A 20,175-nucleotide genomic window follows, 5' to 3' on the forward strand; every position below is an offset into this window, starting at 1 on the left:
GGCCGGCACTGAGAGGTTCAGGATGAAAGCGCTTCATACTCAACCCGTTTTTCCCGGACGGCAAAGAGGTATCGTCGCGATATTTGCAACCATTGCGATGGCCGTGCTTATCGGGGCCGGCGCGCTGGCACTGGATGTCGGCAATATGCTGTTATCCAAAGGTAAACTGCAAAATCTGGCTGATTCTGCGGCACTCAGTGCCGCAAAAACACTGGATCTCGGCGGCACACAGGCAGAAGCCATTGCCGCTGGCACTCAGGCGATTACCGATAATCTGGCCAGTGATAACTACCGGTCAGTTTCTATCGAATATACCGACATCATCTTTGAATTCTCAGAACAACTGCCTTTTGACCCAACAACCACCTCTGAAGATGCCACTTATGTCAGAGTGCGCATTGAAGGGGTGGATATCCCCGACTTTTTAGTCACCATTTTCAACATCGATATGATCGCCAGAGCCTCAGCGGTTGCCGGTCCGAGCACAACCCTGTCCCGAACCTGCAATATTGTACCCCTGAGTATCTGCGAGGGCGATTCTGATCCCAGCACCATCTCCGGCTACAGTCAGCATTCGCTGCATGTCCTGAAAGCCTCCACCAGCAGCAATAGCGAAGTAGGTTCAGGCAATTTTATGGCAATTACCCTGACAGATGCCGATGGCAACTCACAAACAGGGGCTAATGCCTACCGGGATGCGCTGGCGGGTAAATACGACAGCTGCCTCAACGCCACTGAAGGCGAAATGATCACCACCGAAACCGGTAACATGGTTGGCCCGACGCTCGCCGTTGATACCCGCTTCGGCATCTATTCCGGGGGACTCCGCGCTTCTGAGTATGTCAGTGACATCAACCCCTATTATGACAGCAACTATGCGGCTGTTGAGGAAACCACGGTTGCTGGCGCTGACGGCCAGACCAGTACCCACTACTCCACCAACAAAACCTACGACCAGATATACAACTACGACAAATACATGGCGTCGTATGAAAACGGCGATTACGAAAGCTGCATGAATTCTTCCACCTGTCAGAGCGGCGGCTTTTTCCGCCGAATTGTCACCGTGCCAATTCTCGACTGCGACAAAGCCACCAAAACCGGTGGACGCATGGATATTCCCCTCAAAGGTCTGGGGTGCTTCTATCTGGTACAACCCGTCAGCGTTACCACAACCGTCGATGACAAATCCGGAAGCGGCCAGGGTTCCTGGATTATTGGTGAATTCATTTCTCAATGTCGCAATGACAGCGGCAACGCGAGTAACCAGCCGGGTGAAAATGGTCCATACAAAATCGTGTTGTTTGACGATCCTGACAGCGAGGATTCATGATGACGCCTTCTGACCTGACACCTCATCCAACAGCGGAATGTGCCCGTACCGGGCTTCATCATTGCGGGCACATCCCGTCGGAACTTATCCATTGTGAAGATAATCGGATAAAACCTGGCATCTCCTCGTTCAGCGGGCATGCAGAACGTCGCTCATTATTTGTCATGCGGCAACGGCAGCAGGGTATTGCCATCGTGGAATTCACCATTGTTTTGCCGTTTCTGCTGTTCCTGTTTCTCTCACTGTGCGAAATCGGGCGGGCTATTTATACCTACACCGAAATCGAAAAAGTCAGCCGCGATAGTGCTCGTTACCTGTCTGGTGAGATCATTAAAGGCACCAGCGGGAATTATGCCCTGACAACCGAGAACATTGTCTATGCCAAAAACCTGGCGGTATACGGGTCAATCAATGGTGGCAGCAACCCGGTAATTGACAACCTGCAAGCCAGCCATGTGAATATTTCCCTGGTGGATAACTACATCAAAGTTGAGATCGCCTACCCCTACCAGCCCGTTATTGGCGACATCCCCGCACTGGTAGGTGGCGATGCCATTAACATGCACTTCAAGCTGGTCTCCAGCTATTCGATGAGGGTGTTATGATGATTAAATCCCATTGCCATCACCGCTCCCCTTATGCAGGGCAATCCACTCAACGTGCTTTAAAAATAAGTTCTTTAAAAACAGGCGCGTTAAACATTGGTGCCTTAAATAAAAGCCGCATAAAAAAATCCGGCCCGCAAACACAAGCTGGCAACACCCTGGTTGAATTTACGATCATCAGCGCGCTGTTTTTTATTCTGCTGTTCGGCATCATCGAATTCGGGCGTCTGCTGTTTACCTGGCACCTGCTCAACGAAACCAGTCGCCGAGCGGCTCGCATTGCGGTGGTTTGCCAAGTTTCAACCACCGAACAGCAGGATGCCAAAATTGCCAGCCTGATCGGTTCTGTGCCTTTACCCAATTTCTCTGTCGACAATCTCGATGTGCGCTATCTGGATAAAACCGGCACGCCGATTACTGCAGATCTCATGGCCAGCGCCACATTTAACCAAATCGAATTCATTGAAGCCCGGATCATCAACTACCAGCTCCAACTCATGATCCCGCTATCCCCACTCGGCCTCACTTTTACGGCTCCCGCATTCTCAACGCTTATGCCACGAGAAAGCCTCGGGGTCACCCGAACCGGATTTACTGATTGTTAAGGTGCGTTATGACTATCAATACATATTGCCAGTCAGATCAGGTGGATGCGTCTACACAGAAGAAGCCCCCCTTATTGACCACAGTAGACGGCTGGATTGTCAGTAATCAAAGCGACTTCATCCAGCCGCTCAGCGACTATCTAGCGCTCTGGCCAAATACCTCTTTTCACCCAATGGGCGAATTTGAGTTACGTTCCGGGTTAAACAACCTGAAGCAGACAGGCCAGCCGGATGTCATTTTCATTGACGGGGAATGCGACTGGAACGTCGCGATGACATTGATTCAGGACGCCATGAAGCCGCTCTGCCCGATCATTCTGGTTACAGGAAACTCTGACACCAACCTGCTGCGTCAGGCACTGCGAAAAGGGGTGAAAGATGTACTGACCATCCCATTTGACGAGCAAGAACTTGATCAGATCCTGTTTGAATGTGCTGAGTCCAAAAAAGCGAATCAAAAACAAGGACAAGTCAGCATTTTCATGAACGCCAAAGGCGGTATGGGATCATCCGTTTTGTCGACCACTGTGGCACACCTGCTCACACTGGAAAAATATTCGACAGTGCTGATTGATACCGATGCTCAATTTGGTTGTGTCTCCGGGCTGCTCTCTACCCCGCCGAAATTCCTGCTGAACGATGCGCTGAAGCAGGTGAAAACCATGGATGAATATGCACTCAATGGTGTTCTGACAAAACACTCTTCCGGGCTCCGTTTTATCACCAGCCGGTCGGACGCTTTGTTTAACAGTGTGCCGGAATTCAGTGCCAATGCTTTTCACCACTTTCTGGAGCAATCCAGAAGCACTCACAGCCACATTATCATCGATATGTCCCGAGGGCTGGAAAACTGGAGTTCCCCAGCGCTGACCATGGCTGACCATGTCTTCATTGTCGTCCAGCAAAGTATCCCGGCCATTCGGGAAGCCGCTGTTTTAATCAAACAGCTCAGACACTTATTCGGCTACCAGCATCAGCAGATCAAAGTGATCGTCAACCGGTACTCCAAAAGCATCAACATCAAACCTGAGGAAATTAAGGCCACCCTGCATACTGACCAGCTGCTTCTGGTACCCAATGATTATACGACCGTCAGTGCATCCAGTAATTTAGGGGAACTCTTAGCGACCCATTTTGAAAAAACGCAACTGGTGAAAGCACTGAGAGATGTCACTCATATCATTGCCGGTCAAAGCGTGGAGGAATCCAAAGGCCTGCGCCGCTTCTTTACGTTTCTGAGGAGCTGAATATGTTTCTGAAAAAACGCACTCAACAGCCCGATTCGCAGCGTCATCTCAACGAGCCCCCTATTGCTGAGCAAGATCAGACGGTATTGTCAGACATTGATATGCCAGATGCGATGCAGTCTGCTCAGCAATTTTCACCACCGGATGACGGCCATTCCAGCTCTTATAGCGCGCCGAATCCTCAGGAGCAGGCCATCAAAAATGATCTGCTGGACGCTATGTTTACCACGCTGGATCTGGCAGTACTGGAAAGTATGCCGGCAGATCAAGCCCGGTCACAAATTGCTGACATGGCCGCCATGTTGCTGCTGGATAAAGAAGTTCCCCTGAATGCGGAAAGTCGCCAACGGGTGATTGAAGAAGTTGGTGATGAAATTCTGGGGCTCGGCCCACTGGAGCCTTTGCTAAAAGACAAAACAATTTCTGACATTCTGGTGAACTCAAGCAGCCAGATCTATGTCGAGCGCAAAGGCAAACTGGAACCTACCTACGCGACATTTCGTGATGATCGCCATCTGTTGAATGTGATTGACCGCATTGTGTCGCAGGTTGGTCGGCGAATTGATGAAAGCTCACCGATGGTTGATGCCCGCCTCAAAGACGGGTCACGGATCAATGCCGTGATCCCGCCCCTCGCCATTGATGGCCCTTCGTTATCCATTCGTCGTTTTGCCGTTGAAAAGCTGGATATCGAGCAGCTGCTCAAATATGACACCCTCAACCAGAATATGGCACATTTCCTGCATGCAATTGTGCGCGGGCGCTTGAATATCCTGATTTCAGGAGGAACAGGTTCAGGGAAGACCACGACGTTGAATATCTGCTCCTGTTTCATTCCGGCCAACGAGCGAATCATTACGATTGAGGACTCCGCGGAGCTGCAACTGCAGCAACCTCACGTCGTGCGACTGGAAACCCGTCCGCCCAACATCGAAGGCCGGGGCGCAATTACCCAGCGTGAACTGGTGATTAACTCACTCCGGATGCGGCCTGACCGTATTGTCGTAGGGGAAGTTCGTGGCGCTGAAGCGGTTGATATGCTGGCTGCTATGAATACCGGCCATGATGGTTCAATGACCACCATCCATGCTAACAACCCACGCGATGCTCTGGGTCGAATCGAGAATATGTTTGCAATGGCAGGCTGGAATATGCCGATTAAAAATGTGAGATCGCAAATTGCTTCTGCCCTGAATGTTATCGTCCAGCTCAGACGTATGGAAGACGGTAAACGGCGAATTACCAGTATTGTCGAAGTCAATACCATGGAGGGGGACGTCATTACCCTGACCGAGCTGTTTTGCTTTAAACGCGCTGGCATTGATGAAAACGGGAATGTACTGGGCGCCTATCAGGCAACAGGAAATGTGCCTTCGTTCATCGATACGTTCAAACATATGGGTATTGATTTACCGTACTCCTATTTTTCCAATCAGCATGAGGGGGCGTAATGGATCAGAATCTGCAACTCTATCTGCTCATCCTGTTTGTGGCAGTCGTGGTGATCTCTCAAACCCTGCTGATATCCGTTACAGGGACCCGGGCAAGCCGCTCCCGATTGTTGAAAAAGCAACTGGACGCGATTGCGGAAACCGGCAAAAACAATCAACAGTCGTTACTACGAAAAAATTATCTGGATCAGCTTTCCCCCACCGAACGTTGGCTTGAAAACAATGCCTTTGGTGAAGTTCTGGGGGAGCGGCTGTCACTGGCCGGGCTCAACTGGAAAGCCTACCAAGTTGCACTCTGGTTTTTCGCAGGCACCGTTTTTGCCATGACCGGGGTCTACCTGCTCACCCTCAGCCCGAAAATCATGCTGGCCGTTCCTTTCGTGTTATTACTGGCTATGGTCATGTATTTACGGCTGAAAATGGAAAAACGCCTCCAGTTGTTTGAAGAGCAATTTGTCGAAGCGCTGGATGTCATGAAACGTGCCCTGTTGGTTGGCTATCCGTTCACCGACGTGATGAAAACCGTCAGTGAAGAAATGCCCCAGCCCATTGCCGGAGAATTTGGCAAGGTGTTTATAGAGCTGAACTTCGGGGTCGACCTGAAAGTCGCTCTGGCTAATCTTGCCCATCGTAACCCGTCGATCAGCGTACTGGCCTTTAACAGTGCCGTTATTATTCAAAAAGAAACCGGCGGCAACCTGGCCGAAACCCTAGAGAAACTGTCTGACGTGATTCGCGGACGCTTCCGCTTAATGCGCAAAGTCCGCACTTTGTCCGCCGAAGGCCGAATGTCAGCCTGGGTGCTGATGATGGTGCCCTTTGTCCTGTTTTTATTGTTGTATCTCAGCAATCCGGGCTACATCAACCCACTGCTTGAGTCTGAGCGTGGCCATTCGGTTCTGACCGGAACCGGGGTCGCCATGTTCCTGGGCTTACTGTGGATCCGTAAAATCCTGCGCATCGAGGTGTGAAATGGATTATCTGATGACACTGTTTAATTCCGTTGTAGACAATGAGCAGCATGCCTACTGGCTGTTTCTGGGGTTTGCTTTTATCAGCACTGTGGCATTGACCGTCAGTGTCTGGATTCTGGTTGTCAACGCCCGTAATCCCCTGAAAAAGCAGTTAGAGTTTATTTCTCATCAAACACATGGCGGCAGCCATGGCATGCCGCATTCTCACCGGCAGCTCAACAAGACCTTGGAATCGCTGGAAAAGTATGTCACCCCAAAATCCAAAACGGAGCAATTTAACGTTAAGCAAATGTTGATGCACGCCGGGTTTGAAAACCATAAAGCAGTAGCTTCTTTTTACGCTATTAAAATCATTCTTGCGCTGCTGCTGGCATTGGGCACTCTGGTAGTAACCCGATTTTTACCCGAAGTGACAACACAACAGACGCTGATTTACACCCTGATGTCGATTGCCATTGCCACGTTCCTCCCCAATTTCGTTCTCAAACGAATGGCCAACCGCCGGATCAAAGCCTTGCGTAACGCATTTCCTGATGCCCTTGATCTGCTGGTTGTTGCCTCTGAAGCCGGGCTAGGTTTTCAGGCCGCACTCAACCGGGTAGCGACTGAAATCGGCGCGTCGTCACCGGCGCTCAGCCATGAATTACAGCTGGTTTGTCAGAAAATCCGGGTCGGCGCCTCTATTCCGATGGCGCTGAATCAGTTTGTTGCCCGATCCGGCCTGAAAGAGCTACAGGGACTGATCAGTATCATTAATCAGTCCATCAAATTAGGCGCCAGTATGGGAGATACCTTGCGGGAGTATGCTGAAGAGTTTCGCGACAGACGTCAGCAGAAAGCGGAAGAAGAAGCCGCCAAAATCGGCACTAAAATGATCTTCCCACTCGTTACCTGTATCTGGCCCGGATTTTTCGCGGTGGCAGTCGGCCCGGCTGTCGTCAAGGTACTGGACATGTTCGCGGGCAGATAAACGACAAGAAGGAATTTATATATGTCACATTCATACTCGCTCTATGTAATGGCCGCAATGGCCTGCACGATGGCATTCATGACAATGGGTTGCAGTAACTCAGAAGATGTTGCCAACAAAAAAGGCGTTTCATTTGAACACGAGTTATATGACGGCAAACCCACATTGGGCTTATCCAATGATTTTCCACCGGAATCACCGGAAGAAGCCATTCAACGCGGTGACAAAGCTTATCTGGCCCACGAACCGGATCTCGCTCTGTTTGAATACATTCGCGCCCTGAGTTTCCCATCCCAAAAGCATGCTGACCAGGCGTACTACAAAATTGGCTACATCCATCAACAACGACGTAATCACGATTTGGCCAAACTGGCCTATTCTCGAGCTTCGCTAATCGAACCGGAGAATATTCAATATGCTGCATCACTCGGTATAATCGAGCTTAAAATGGGTGAATCGGATACCGCCAGAAAACACCTGATCCACACTGTACAAATGGATCAAAAGCGTCAGGGAAATACCAGTTGGGAACCGCAACATGATCTGTTCGCCAGCTCATTAAAACTGGACACCTCTTCCCCGTTAAATGCTTATGTCGGACTGGGCATACTGGCGGATTTAGATGCCCGCCATAACGAAGCGCAGCGGATTTATCGTTCAGTGCTTCAGGTTGATAACCGCTCGCACAAAGCCATGACCAATTTGGGCTACTCCTACTATCTTGCCGGCAACCTGAATGAGGCAGAAGCGGTTAACCGCCGTGCAGCTACACTGTATCCAAACGACAAGCGTGCATGGTCTAATCTGGGGCTGACTTACATTAAATCTCGTCGGTACGAGGATGCGCTCGACTCCCTGTCACGGGCCATGCCTCGTCAGGAAGCGCTCAATGACATCGGGTATTTTTCTATGCTGGAAGGTGACTACGAAGCTGCCGTCGATTATCTGGAACGTGCCGTCAATGAAAGCCCGATGTTTTACGCAAAAGCCCAGGAAAACCTGAAACGGGCAAGAAAACTGCAGATTCAGGCACCGCCAGTAAAACTGTCCGGCAACTACCCCTATAAATCGCAGGCAACGGTTTACAATATTGCCGATACCAGTCATTAACAGATGAGGAGTCAGTTTGATTCTGATGCTGGCTGAATTCACCATTTGCCGCTGACCTATTCAGGGACGAAGGCAACAAAAAGCCTGGCGATTGCCAGGCTTTCATCTTCAGAAAAAAGCTGTTTTAATCGCGAGCCTGACGACGTTGCTTCACGCTAGCGGCCAGCTGACGCAGCACAGTCTCGGTATCAGCCCAACCGATACATGCATCAGTGATGCTTTGACCGTAAGTTGGCTCCTGACCATCAACGATATCCTGACGGCCTTCGACCAAATGGCTCTCAATCATTACACCAAAAATTGCACTGTTACCATTCGCAATTTGCTGCCCAACATCTTCTGATACCAGCAACTGACGTTTGAACTGCTTCAGGCTGTTTGCATGGCTGAAATCGATCATCACTTTCTGGCGCAGACCCGCTGAGTCCAGTTTGGACGTAATGTCGTTAACCTGCTCTGCACTGTAATTCGGTTCTTTACCGCCACGCAGAATAATGTGGCAGTCTTCATTTCCGGCTGTTGAAACAATGGCCGAGTGACCGTATTTGGTCACAGACAGGAAATGGTGCGGTGCGCTGGCAGACCCAATGGCATCCGTCGCGATCTTGATATTGCCGTCGGTACCATTTTTAAAACCAACCGGACAAGACAGGCCCGAAGCCAGCTCACGGTGTACTTGTGATTCTGTTGTACGGGCACCAATCGCACCCCAACTGATCAGATCCCCCATGTACTGCGGCGTAATCATATCCAAAAACTCACCGGCAGTCGGTACACCCATGTCGGTCAGGTCAAGCAATAACTTACGCCCCAGACGCAGGCCATCATTCAGCTGGAAACTGTTATCCATGTACGGGTCATTAATCAGCCCTTTCCAGCCCACAGTGGTGCGCGGTTTTTCAAAATAAACACGCATCACCACTTCCAGATCGTCTTTGAGTTCTTCACGCAAAGCTTTTAAGCGCTGGCCATACTCCAGCGCAGCATTCGTATCGTGGATTGAGCATGGACCTACGATAACCAGCAGTCGATCATCTTCATCATTCAGGATGTTGTGAATGGCCTGACGAGCCTGGTAAACCGTTTCGGACGCCTGCTCAGTTGCCGGGAAACGCTCCAGTACGGCAACAGGTGGGAGAAGTTCTTTAATTTCGCGAATTCGGACATCATCGGTTTTATGCATTGCTACTTCCTGAGGTTACCCCGCCAACCGCAACGAAAAGTTTACAGATTTGGTTGACAGTATTTTTCACTTCTATTTGACTTTAACTTATCCTTCTTTATCTGGTAGTGCAAACGCTATTTACGATCAAATACGATTTTTTTTCTGCCGTTTAATAATTATCCGCCAAACGTTTGGCGTGCAGTGAAAGACATCACAATGATGATATTTTGAACAAGGCTTTGAATTCTGACTACGCAACGAATAACATAACTTCAATCACTTATCGAATGAACAAGGTCGTTGCGATGACGCAGGATGCGGTTATTACCTTCCGTGAACTCGAAAAATGGTATGGTGACTTCCATGCCCTGAAGCACATAAATCTGACCATTTCCCGCGGCGAGCGAGTAGTGATTTGCGGCCCGTCAGGTTCAGGAAAATCAACCCTGATCCGCTGCATCAACGGGTTGGAGTCATTTGACCAAGGTCAGCTTGAAGTTTCAGGGCATCCTTTAAACCGTCGCCATTTAAAAGCAATTCGCGGCAAAGTCGGTATGGTTTTTCAGCATTTCAATTTATTCCCTCACCTTACAGTACTGGACAATTTAACGCTGGCCCCCCGCCGGACGCTGAATATGTCCCGCCCCGATGCGGAAGTCTTAGCCATGAGCCTGTTGGAACGGGTGCATATTGCCCATCAGGCAAACAAATATCCCGGACAGCTTTCCGGTGGACAACAACAACGGGTGGCGATTGCCCGCTCACTCTGCATGAAGCCGGATATCATGCTGTTTGATGAGCCGACCTCCGCGTTGGATCCTGAAATGATCCGTGAGGTACTGGATGTTATGAAAGAACTGGCTGAAGGCGGAATGACCATGGTTTGTGTCACACACGAAATGGGCTTTGCTCGCCAGGTTGCCGATCGGGTGGTGTTTATGGATGAAGGGGAAATTGTTGAGGTCGCTGAACCCGCCACATTGTTTGACAGGCCGCAACACCCTCGTACCCGACAGTTTCTCGACCAGATATTAAGTTACTGATATTAAAACTACCCTGCAAAGAATGCAGGTTGGCAGTATCGGATAGCTGCACCTAATCAATAGATACACAGATCAATAGATACACAGACTCGGCGTCAATCAACTCATTCGCGATAAAAAAGTAGCCAGACAAAAACAGTGAAAATTTTCCGTACAGCACGAACAGCACGAACAGCAAATACTAACCCGTTGTTACCACAGGCAGGATGGCGGTCAACCACCGGCAAGGTAATCAGCCCTGTACTCAGCGGACTGATGCAGATTGCTCTGGTCAGTGTATTTCTGCTCTGGTTGCTTGAGCAAGGTGCCGAATCTATGAACTATCGGTGGCAATGGTACCGCATTCCGCAATACCTCTGGTTTACGGAAGATGGGGAATGGTATGCCGCAGAGTTACTGCAAGGACTGAAAGTTACACTGGAGATTTCGGCGGTCAGCCTGCTGTGTACCCTGGTTATCGGGCTGGTTACTGCCCTGCTCCGCCGCTCAGATTCAGTGGTGGGCCGTGGCATCGCTCGTGCTTACATCGAACTCATTCGCAACACGCCATTACTGGTACAAATTTACCTACTCTATTTTGTGTTTGGTCCGGTATTGGGCCTGGAGCGATTTACCACTGCTGTATTAGCCCTGTCACTGTTTCAGGGCGCTTACACCGCAGAGATTTTACGTGCCGGATTGCTGAGTATTGATAAAGGCCAATTTGAAGCAGCCGACAGTCTTGGTTTGAACCAAACCGACAGTTACAGGTTTATCATTCGCCGCAAGTGATTCGCCGCATCTTGCCACCTTTGACCAATGAAGCTGTGTCGCTGGTAAAAAATTCGTCGATTGTCAGTGTAATGGCCATTTTTGACCTGACCACCGAAGGACGCAATATTGTGGCTGATACCGCCATGCCGTTTGAGATCTGGTTTACCGTCGCGGCCATCTATTTGTGCGTGACACTTTTACTTTCAACACTGGCTGCATGGTTAGAACATAGGCTTAAAGCAGGCCAAAATGGTAGCAGTCACTAACAGCCATTGGTAATGCAATTTTTTTTGTTTAGACCAATTTCCAGATGATAACTATTCTCAAACCGACGGATTTCATTTTTTCCTATTCTCAAACCGACGAGCAGACCAATCTCGTCGGTTTTTGGCTCTTCGTCGGTTCAAACCGACGAAATTTCCCGATTTCGTCGGTTTACAATAAAGTCCCGTCGGTTTGGACAAATCAAGGAAGAAAACTTACTTTTTTGAGCCTTTCGTAGCACCAATAAAATGTTTTTTTGAGGGGGCTAAACCGACGAGAGAAATTCGTCGGTTTGTGAAACAGATCACTTTAAGTGACCGCGTAACACATAAATCAGCTAAGGAAAATGGAGGCGTAGTGGTAAATCGTAACTGGAAGGAAGCGAGTTACAGCACTTGCTAAATTAGTAAATTTTGAAATACTGTTAGTATGACAAATCCCAGCTCACCGCAACTTAGACTGCTTGTCCACAAAATGGGCATCAAGTCAGTGTCTACCTAAGAGCTACGATGTATGAAGCTATCACAATTAACCAAAACGTTAAAACCTGCTGATATTTGTTCATGAAATCATAAACTTATAAATAAAATAATATATGACCTAGGGATAAAGTAACTATTTTGAAATTAAGACTTATACTTAAAGTAGATCCGTCAATTTAAGTTCTATTTTCATTATAAAACAAGTTTTCTGCACAGTAATTCTCGAATTTTTTTCGTTTAACTTCGTCGACAGCCCTCTTGAGTGAATATAATATAGTTATATATATCATAGCCTTACGCTGTAATATTAGTCGAGGTATATATGTCCGACAGAGTAACTGGAACAGTAAAATGGGTTAACTAAAATAAAGTCTTTGGTTTTATCGCCAAAGATATTTATAACAAGGACATTTTGTCTATTTCCGTTCGATTTCATCTGATGGGTTTAACGTCCTTGGAAGGGCAAAAAATCAGTTTTGAAGTTGAGCCTGGTGAGAAAGTTCGGCAAGCAACAAATGTAGTTCTCATCGAGATATGGTTGAAGGCACAGTAATTACAAGCTTTGCCAACATTTTTTTGAGTCTAGTTATTGTTTGTTGGCAAAAGTCCATTTCAACTTATTCCTTCTTTTAGAACTTCAACTCTGATCCTTTCAGATTCTAGGTTTTCAGCTGATTAAAGCTATTTGGATATGGGAGATATAAAAATGCCCAAAAAACATCTATATGACATGGAGGTTCATTTTACAAAGGTCAACCACTATTGAAAGGAAACAAATCATGATACCTACCAGCGAAAAATCATGGTGCCAAACATATCAAAGGTCACTGGATGTAAACGGCACTGAATATAGATACTGGTCATTAAAAAAACTTGCACAAGATTATCAAGTAAGCCTGTGCAAAATTCCCTTTACTAAACGCCTGCTTATTGAAAATGTAATCCGACAAACCTCTGATTTAAAAGAGTCATCTCGGATCATTGATGCATTGTTCTGTAAAAAGACGACGTTCGATTCCGAAAGCAACAGTAACTCATCAGAATTTAGTTTCTATCCTAGCAGAGTGCTGATGCAGGACTATACCGGAATACCTGCTTTGGTCGATCTAGCCGCTATAAGAGACGCTGTAGCCCAAGGGGGCGGAGACCCAAGCCATGTCACCCCTAAGTGCCCGGTAGACCTTGTCATAGACCACTCGTTAATTGTTGATCAGTCAGGTTCAGAATCCTCGATAGATACGAATCGTAAACATGAAATGGCACGAAATAGAGAGCGCTACACATTTCTAAAATGGGCACAAAAAAATTTCCATAACTTGACCGTGATACCGCCCGGTAAGGGTATATGCCATCAAGTAAATCTAGAGTATCTATCGCAAGTTGTTCGTGAAGACGAAAATGGAGTGTTAACACCAGATACTGTTATAGGAACCGACAGTCACACGACTATGGTAAACGGATTAGGTGTGTTGGGTTGGGGTGTGGGCGGCATAGAAGCCGAAGCAGCAATGCTAGGTCAGCCGCTCAATATCGCTGTCCCACGTGTTGTTGGTGTGCGACTTGACGGACAATTACGTCCCGGTGTTACAGCGACTGATCTGGTTTTGACGATTACTGAAAGGTTAAGGTCGCACGGAGTGGTCGGTAAATTTGTTGAGTATTATGGTTGTGGCTTAGCGCAATTATCTGTGGCCGACCGTGCTACAATTGCTAATATGGCCCCAGAGTATGGCGCCACATGTGGTTTTTTCCCGATTGACGAAAATACTATTGCCTATTTAACGCTTACAAACCGACCATCTTCACTAGTTGAAAGAGTTCGTGCTTATGCTCAAGAGCAAGAACTATGGTGGGATTCAAACAGCCCTTCACCTGAGTATGATGAAACTGTTGTGGTGGATTTATCTGATATTGTCACTTCAATAGCAGGCCCAAAACGACCGCAAGATAGACTTAACATCAGTGCAATCAAGCAAGCAACTTTTGATCAATGTTCTATTGTAGGTGCCTCAAACTCAGACCGCCCAGACTCACATAAGCACTTAAACCATGGTGATGTCGTTATTGCAGCCATCACCTCATGCACTAACACGTCGAACCCTGCCGTTATGCTGACTGCGGGTTTGGTTGCTATGGCAGCAGTAAAAAAAGGGTTGACCGTTCCTAGCTACGTCAAAACGTCTCTCGCACCCGGGTCATTAGCTGTCGCTCGATATCTCAATGATACTGGTTTGCAACACTACCTCGATCTATTGGGATTTCATCGAGTTGGATACGGTTGCACAACATGCATTGGTAACTCTGGCCCACTGAAAAATAATCTTGAAACAGAGATCTTGGAGAACAGCCTGAACGTATCGGCAGTATTATCAGGTAATCGGAACTTTGAAGGTAGAATACACCCATCTGTTAGCCTAAACTGGCTTGCCTCACCACCATTAGTCGTCGCGTTTGCATTAGCAGGGACGACCTGTATTGACTTAGATAGCGACCCAATTGGTATCAATAGTAACAATGAGCCTGTATATCTAAGAGATCTGTGGCCAAGCCAAACCATGCTGAATGAAATGCTGAATCAAGTAAATGAGAGCCACTTTAGATTGAGCTACAAAGACATTAGCGAAGGTGATGAAGAGTGGGAACAATTGTCGATGAAAGACAGTCCCTGCTACCCGTGGGACGAAGACTCTACTTATATACAACGCCCTCCATTTTTGGAAATACCACCACCGACTTTTCCTATCCAATCGGCGCGTGTATTAGCAATTTTGGGGGATTCGATTACAACCGACCATATTTCGCCAGCAGGTCTCATTTCAGAAAATAGTCCGGCGGGTCAATATTTGCTTTCAAAAAACATCGCCCCAGAAGAGTTCAACAGCTATGGATCACGCAGAGGGAATCATCACGTCATGGTTCGTGGGACTTTTTCAAATGTACGTTTGGAAAACAAAATAGCCTCCCCGACTATAGGCGGTGTCACTCGATGTTACGGCGATACCAAACTGGATGACTGTAACATGTCGACTAATGAGAAAGCGCCTCCAGTCATTCCTATTTTCGACGCGAGCAGGACGTCAATCAAACTTCAAGTTCCTTTGGTAATATTTGCTGGCAAAGACTATGGTTCAGGTTCTAGTCGTGATTGGGCGGCAAAAGGATGCTTGTTATTGAATGTAAAAGCAGTAATCGCGGAATCGTTTGAACGGATTCATCGTAGTAATTTAGTTGGTATGGGCGTATTGCCTCTTCAACTGATGCGACCAGATGAATTAAATTCACTAACTCTAGAAGGTAATGAGACTGTGTTTATCGCTCCAAATGAACCTCTTAAGCCCTTACTAGAGCTCAACATTATCGTCGTAACCGCTGAAGGTTCGGAGCATACCGTTCCCGTTATTGCACGTATCGACAACCCGAAGGAGCTCGAGTATTTTAACTCGGGAGGTATTCTTCAGTATGTTCTTAAGCAACTGAAAGCAAATATTCCTAAAATGCCATAGTGAGATATCACCTCTTAGGTGACGGGGTAGCAGCTTCTGCGGTAGTTTATCACCGCAGGCTGCCGACCTATACATTTCATTTGTTGCTCAGCTTTTCTCTCACAGAGAAAAACCGTAATCGCTCACCTGCCAACCAATGACGCCACTAAAGTGTGAACGACGCCACTGGATCCACTACCTCTACGCCCCAAAAAGGCCCCAGACAAACAACGGATTCACGTTGCCAAATTCACCTCACCATTACTCGCAGTTATGACGATTGATCATTTAAAGAGCAAGATTCTATGAATTAGGAAAATTTGGTCACAGACTAGGTAACATGGGAAGTTTGTTGATGATAATTTGGACTTAGTAAGGCGGCGTGCAACTCACGAACGCTACCCATTATGAAGGCTGAAAATGAATGAAAGTGCGGCGTAGTGCCACAGGAGAGCGCATAGACAAGGCGGATGATGTAATCAATCCGCCAGAGGTTTAACCTCTAACACATCTCTCTAATATGCCAACATATTATTTCTTGCCTAAGACTGGAGAATGAAACGCATCGGGTTTGAGCGTGAGCACTGAACAAGTAAGCTTATCGAGCATGGATTCTGCGGTATTTCCCATCAAAAAACCGGCAATTCCAGTCCGAGACAGTGAGCCCATGATCATCATATCGATCTCTTGTTCCATTACAAAGCGAGGAATAACCACTTTGGCTTCTCCTTCCAATATTTTGATTTGCTGTGTCACTGATGAGTCTTTATACGGTGCCAGCAACGATTTCATGCGTTTGACACGATCTGATCGCATTTCTTTCGCAATTAAGTCGATATCAAGGTCACGGTAACTCCCCCATTTACGAAAAAACCCCTCAAGATCTAAACGCCAGGCATGCAGTAGTATCATCTCAGCTCTGGTGGATACGCAGACTTCTAATGCTAGCGACAGGATTTTTTCATTAAAGGTGGAATGCTCCGAAGAAGAGACATCAACAGCCACGCCTATCCGGCGGATCGGTGTATGGTGAATGGCACAGGACCAGATAGGGATTGCCGACTTACGCATTAAATGGCGAATGGTGCTCCCCCGCTGACAAGCTTGCGTTTTATTCTGGCAGCGGGTATCAATCACAATCAAATCGGCCTTAAACTCATTGGCTACTTTGATGATTTCAACAAAAGGTATCCCCAGCCGGACGATGACGGAGAACTTTATACTTGGGTATTTGACTTTTAAACAATGGACATGCCTTTCCAAGGCTTGATGAGATACTTTTGTTACTTTATCCAAAAGGCTCAGAGCCGTGCAGGAATAATGCGAAATTTCTTTTAATTCATCAATATTTTCAATAACCGTGACCAAAGTAACCTTGGCCGACTTAGTATCGGCAATTTGCAGCGCTTCATGATAAGCATCCCCCAGCGTTTGCTCAGGGGAAACAGGAAGCAGAAGATGTTGAAAACTCATGGCTCCTCCTAGGATGTAACATCAACTGGACAATTTGCCGCTAAAAATCAGCGAAGCTGAAGACAAAAATGGTTGCTTCAAAGCATAGATTAGTATCAATGATAGGGGATAATCCGGAATTTGACTCGTTTAGTTACCCTGGCTAGTTCAATCAATCTCCTATGATTTTGTCAGGCAGCGATGTTACTTGGCTCTATAATTTGAATGTTCATTTTCAAGCTCGCAGCACGAGAGAGGTAACATGTTCGCTAAACATCGCGCTTATGTTCTAGCCAAAAAGAAACGTCCAAAGGCTCAGGTTACAATCAATCCAACGGGGAATATTCACATTGATGTTAAAGATGAGAAGAAGGCACTGGATGGTGATTTTGAAGATTTATCCTTTCAAAAGAATGGTAAAGTCACCATTCTTGTTTGTCAGAAACACAGCAAACAAAAACAGCATTGCTGGCGCATAGAGTTATCGGATGAGGATGCGAAAGAGCTCACCCGGCTGATAAATGAAGCCGAGGATGAATTTGAGATCTTAATGCGCGATCTTTAGATAAAAATAGCAACTGAATATGAAACATATCTTGTAATGGCGGGCGAGCTCAGTTGTAAGCTCTTACAAAATTGCAGATAGATCAAGAAGTAACTCATATTATCACTTTAAATCGCACTCAGGCTGAAGCACCGATTTGTCAACATATGCGCCTAGCGTCTCCTTCGGCCACTGAACAAGAAATTAAAAAAGCTGCATTTGCTAGAGTTTTCATTGTAGTGGTCGATGATGAAAGGCAGCCTTCTGAGTGCCAACAATTAAAAACTATTTAGATTCAATTAGCTACCATGCTTAGATGGCGAATAATCATCGAGCACTCACATAGTGCGAGGCTTTTTTTAGATATAGTTATCCGCTTCGGCTGCTGATGAAAAATAATTTCGGAGCAAAGCGCTTCAGGTGTAGTAGCTCATACTCGATCTTACACATCCGCTGGTATCGTAACTCACAATTGGACAGAAGCGAGTTACGCGAAATCTGATAAAGCCGCTTATCTCAGATTAGCAAAAGTATCTTGAAACCTTAAACGCTTGTTATATTCTTATTATGTTCGGTATTTCATAAAGGGGACCACGATGTAATTCATGGTGGATCGCTTCATGAACCCTCTCCCGAGTGAAGATATCAATGGATTCCCAAAGGTCTGGTCCCAAACAAATATCCTCTGACTCACAAATAGCTATATAATTGATGAACTTTTCTAGTTCAGTTTCCATTGCACCATCAATCCAAAGGTTATCATCATGATGTTCGGCTAACCAAGATACAACAATATGAGTTTCGTTATCCGTTGGAATTAGATTGAAAGTAGACATTACTTGAGGACATGCTATAGCTTGATGGTGGTATCTTTCATTGGTATCTCGCATCGGTGAAAACACCGTGCAGCTAGAAGCTTTTATGATCTTATCTACAACAACCCACTTGGTTTTAAGTACTCCTGAGTCAGGTGAGTTATAGGCAGAATATGCTTTACTAAGGTAGAACGGTAGGTCATTCTCAATGAACTTTTTGCGACCTAAATTTTGAAGCTTAAAATTTTCCAATACAGCTAAAGGTAACAACTTAGAACAATTTTCAATTATTTTCTGTGTTTTGAAATACGCCAACCTTTTCCTTGTGACTTCATATGTGATTGTTCTTAGGAATAGCGTTGCCGCTTGCAGTGAGTCACCTAACTTGAGCGGATGTTTTTCTACGGGCGCAAACACCTGACCGTCATGATTTTGGCAAAAGCCTGGATATATCGAGGCATTCTTAATTCGAGTTTTAACTAAGGTGAACGCACTTTCGCCTTTAGTTAAGACTTCGTACATATTGAAGTTCATCGCATAGACTTCGTCATTTCTACTTATGACTTTGAGTTGTCCACCGCGCTGCTGTGAATGAGAGCCAATTGACATATTGGAGCAATTTGGGAAAAGGCACTCAAACTTTTTGTTTTTCTTGAGCTTTTCAATTTTTCCGATTTCTATTTTAAGTTTGTGATCCACTGAAGTCTCCTAAGAATAAAACGCCGTATTAAGGTGTGAGTAACGCAATACAAAAGCTACAGCACGGCGCCTTAATCACATAAGCACCGCATAGTAAAAATTCCAAGCGTTGCGAATCACTCTTAAACAGATTGTTATGTTTTATTTGCCTCATACGTAGAGATTAAGAAAAGTGACATTGTCCCAGCTAAGTTTACAGCAAGCTCTGCATGCCTTGCTTGTGGCTTTACTGGACGCTTACCTTGACCATGAGCGTCACCCAACTTATTCCGTAGGGTTCCTAAACCATTCACTATTCCTGAGCATCCACCAAGAATCTGTTTAAATATAGACTCATTATGCTGTTCTGGTGCCATATTTAATTCCTTTGCCGTCAACTTATACAGCTCGGAGAGTTCAATGGAAGTGCTATTATACTCAACGCCTTTTTCGTCAAGAATATGCTTACAAACACTTTCTAAAATGGTTCTTGCAATTGTAATTGCTCCCTCTGGATCTCTAACTTTTCGCTCTAAAGCTTTAGTCCATGCATGATGGATACTTTCAGAATCAAAGTTCTGTAGAACTTCAGATATTGATTGTTGAGCTGGATGAGACGGATCTTTTTCTAAGAACTCTAGGAGTGGATTAAACTCTTGCCACAGGAACTGACGACGCTCAGCATAACTTCCATACTCAAATTTTATAAACTGCCAAAATTGCTCTAGATTACGATTGGTTTTCACAAATCGAGGAATCATCTGAGCTACGGTAGGATTACCCAGTAACTCTGCTCTTATAGTTTGGTAATCACTGTTATCTCCAGTTCCTCCAGTTGCTTGCGCAACTAACAAATTCTGAAGATATTCAACCCTATCGAATAGGGATTCCAAATGATCTAACTCACTCATTTACTTCTCGAAATTGCCTATAAAACATAACGCTTTCTATACAGCTTTTAGTCGCCTTTCATACTCATATAATGCAACCTTTTTAATACCACATCAACGTGTAAGCAATAGGTTAATGAAAGTTGATAGAGATTAGATTGCATGATGCCATTTTTAAAAAATGGCGCACTTCAAACTCCTTCGGATAACTTTTGGTAGGGGAAATTACTAGGCTCGAATTAAGCAAGAACTTTGCTTTGAATTGCTTTGGGGCAATTTCGAGTTAGAGCTGATGTTCAAAATTGAATTCTT

The 20,175-nt window shown here is 46.1% G+C and carries 15 protein-coding genes and 2 pseudogenes; 13 read left to right on the forward strand and 4 right to left on the reverse strand.

All coding sequences use genetic code 11. The features are described from left to right. Nucleotides 1-22 precede the first annotated feature (22 nt). Genes C9I92_RS21665 through C9I92_RS21700 form a run of 8 tightly spaced genes read left to right on the forward strand, consistent with a single transcriptional unit; the run spans nt 23 to nt 8,295 of the window. Nucleotides 23-1,333, forward strand: coding sequence for a VWA domain-containing protein (locus C9I92_RS21665; protein ID WP_047884311.1), 1,311 nt, complete (start codon nt 23-25; stop codon nt 1,331-1,333). Continuing rightward, nucleotides 1,333-1,938, forward strand: coding sequence for a TadE/TadG family type IV pilus assembly protein (locus C9I92_RS21670; RefSeq protein WP_248827366.1), 606 nt, complete (start codon nt 1,333-1,335; stop codon nt 1,936-1,938). The genes C9I92_RS21665 and C9I92_RS21670 overlap by 1 nt, the downstream gene beginning before the upstream one ends. After that, nucleotides 1,935-2,543: a TadE/TadG family type IV pilus assembly protein gene (locus tag C9I92_RS21675; protein ID WP_242551971.1), complete on the forward strand. Its 609-nt coding sequence runs from the start codon at nt 1,935-1,937 to the stop codon at nt 2,541-2,543. The genes C9I92_RS21670 and C9I92_RS21675 overlap by 4 nt, the downstream gene beginning before the upstream one ends. Nucleotides 2,544-2,551: 8 nt before the next feature. Then, nucleotides 2,552-3,790, forward strand: coding sequence for an AAA family ATPase (locus tag C9I92_RS21680; RefSeq protein ID WP_047884312.1), 1,239 nt, complete (start codon nt 2,552-2,554; stop codon nt 3,788-3,790). 2 nt (nt 3,791-3,792) lie between these two features. Next, nucleotides 3,793-5,241, forward strand: coding sequence for a TadA family conjugal transfer-associated ATPase (locus tag C9I92_RS21685; protein WP_047884313.1), 1,449 nt, complete (start codon nt 3,793-3,795; stop codon nt 5,239-5,241). Next, nucleotides 5,241-6,212, forward strand: a complete 972-nt coding sequence (locus C9I92_RS21690) for a type II secretion system F family protein (RefSeq protein ID WP_047884314.1) — start codon at nt 5,241-5,243, stop codon at nt 6,210-6,212. Before C9I92_RS21685 ends, C9I92_RS21690 begins: the two co-directional genes overlap by 1 nt. A 13-nt stretch (nt 6,213-6,225) precedes the next feature. After that, complete coding sequence (locus tag C9I92_RS21695) at nt 6,226-7,185, forward strand: type II secretion system F family protein (protein WP_242551970.1); 960 nt, start codon at nt 6,226-6,228, stop codon at nt 7,183-7,185. A gap of 21 nt (nt 7,186-7,206) precedes the next feature. Beyond that, a complete protein-coding gene (locus C9I92_RS21700; RefSeq protein ID WP_047884316.1) occupies nt 7,207-8,295 on the forward strand; it encodes a tetratricopeptide repeat protein in 1,089 nt (362 codons plus the stop codon). A gap of 124 nt (nt 8,296-8,419) precedes the next feature. On the opposite strand, the gene aroG is transcribed toward C9I92_RS21700, so the two are convergent. Beyond that, the gene (aroG, locus tag C9I92_RS21705; RefSeq protein WP_047884317.1) at nt 8,420-9,478 is read right to left on the reverse strand and encodes a 3-deoxy-7-phosphoheptulonate synthase AroG; all 1,059 of its coding nucleotides are present in this window, start codon (nt 9,476-9,478) and stop codon (nt 8,420-8,422) included. Nucleotides 9,479-9,765: 287 nt separating this feature from the next. Here aroG and C9I92_RS21710 point away from each other — a divergent pair, with 287 nt between their 5' ends. The 4 genes and pseudogenes from C9I92_RS21710 (at nt 9,766) to acnA (ending at nt 15,505) form a co-directional block, all read left to right on the forward strand. Then, complete coding sequence (locus C9I92_RS21710; RefSeq protein WP_047884318.1) at nt 9,766-10,503, forward strand: amino acid ABC transporter ATP-binding protein; 738 nt, start codon at nt 9,766-9,768, stop codon at nt 10,501-10,503. Between the two features lie 255 nt (nt 10,504-10,758). Further along, a pseudogene (locus tag C9I92_RS21715) lies at nt 10,759-11,522 on the forward strand (amino acid ABC transporter permease). 862 nt (nt 11,523-12,384) lie between these two features. Beyond that, nucleotides 12,385-12,555 (forward strand): annotated as a pseudogene (locus C9I92_RS21720) (cold-shock protein). Nucleotides 12,556-12,781: 226 nt separating this feature from the next. After that, a complete protein-coding gene (acnA, locus tag C9I92_RS21725; RefSeq protein ID WP_047884319.1) occupies nt 12,782-15,505 on the forward strand; it encodes an aconitate hydratase AcnA in 2,724 nt (907 codons plus the stop codon). A 510-nt stretch (nt 15,506-16,015) separates the two neighbouring features. On the opposite strand, the gene C9I92_RS21730 is transcribed toward acnA, so the two are convergent. Next, nucleotides 16,016-16,957, reverse strand: a complete 942-nt coding sequence (locus C9I92_RS21730; protein WP_047884320.1) for a universal stress protein — start codon at nt 16,955-16,957, stop codon at nt 16,016-16,018. Between the two features lie 241 nt (nt 16,958-17,198). On the opposite strand from C9I92_RS21730, the gene C9I92_RS21735 reads away from it, so the two are divergent. Continuing rightward, the gene (locus C9I92_RS21735) at nt 17,199-17,501 is read left to right on the forward strand and encodes a hypothetical protein (protein WP_047884321.1); all 303 of its coding nucleotides are present in this window, start codon (nt 17,199-17,201) and stop codon (nt 17,499-17,501) included. 533 nt (nt 17,502-18,034) lie between these two features. On the opposite strand, the gene C9I92_RS21740 is transcribed toward C9I92_RS21735, so the two are convergent. Next, nucleotides 18,035-18,994 (reverse strand): hypothetical protein, encoded by a 960-nt coding sequence (locus C9I92_RS21740; protein WP_047884322.1) that lies wholly within the window; start codon nt 18,992-18,994, stop codon nt 18,035-18,037. A gap of 134 nt (nt 18,995-19,128) precedes the next feature. Beyond that, nucleotides 19,129-19,884: an abortive infection family protein gene (locus C9I92_RS21750; RefSeq protein ID WP_047884323.1), complete on the reverse strand. Its 756-nt coding sequence runs from the start codon at nt 19,882-19,884 to the stop codon at nt 19,129-19,131. Nucleotides 19,885-20,175 lie beyond the last annotated feature (291 nt).

This window comes from Photobacterium ganghwense (assembly GCF_003025595.1).
Lineage (GTDB): Bacteria > Pseudomonadota > Gammaproteobacteria > Enterobacterales > Vibrionaceae > Photobacterium > Photobacterium ganghwense.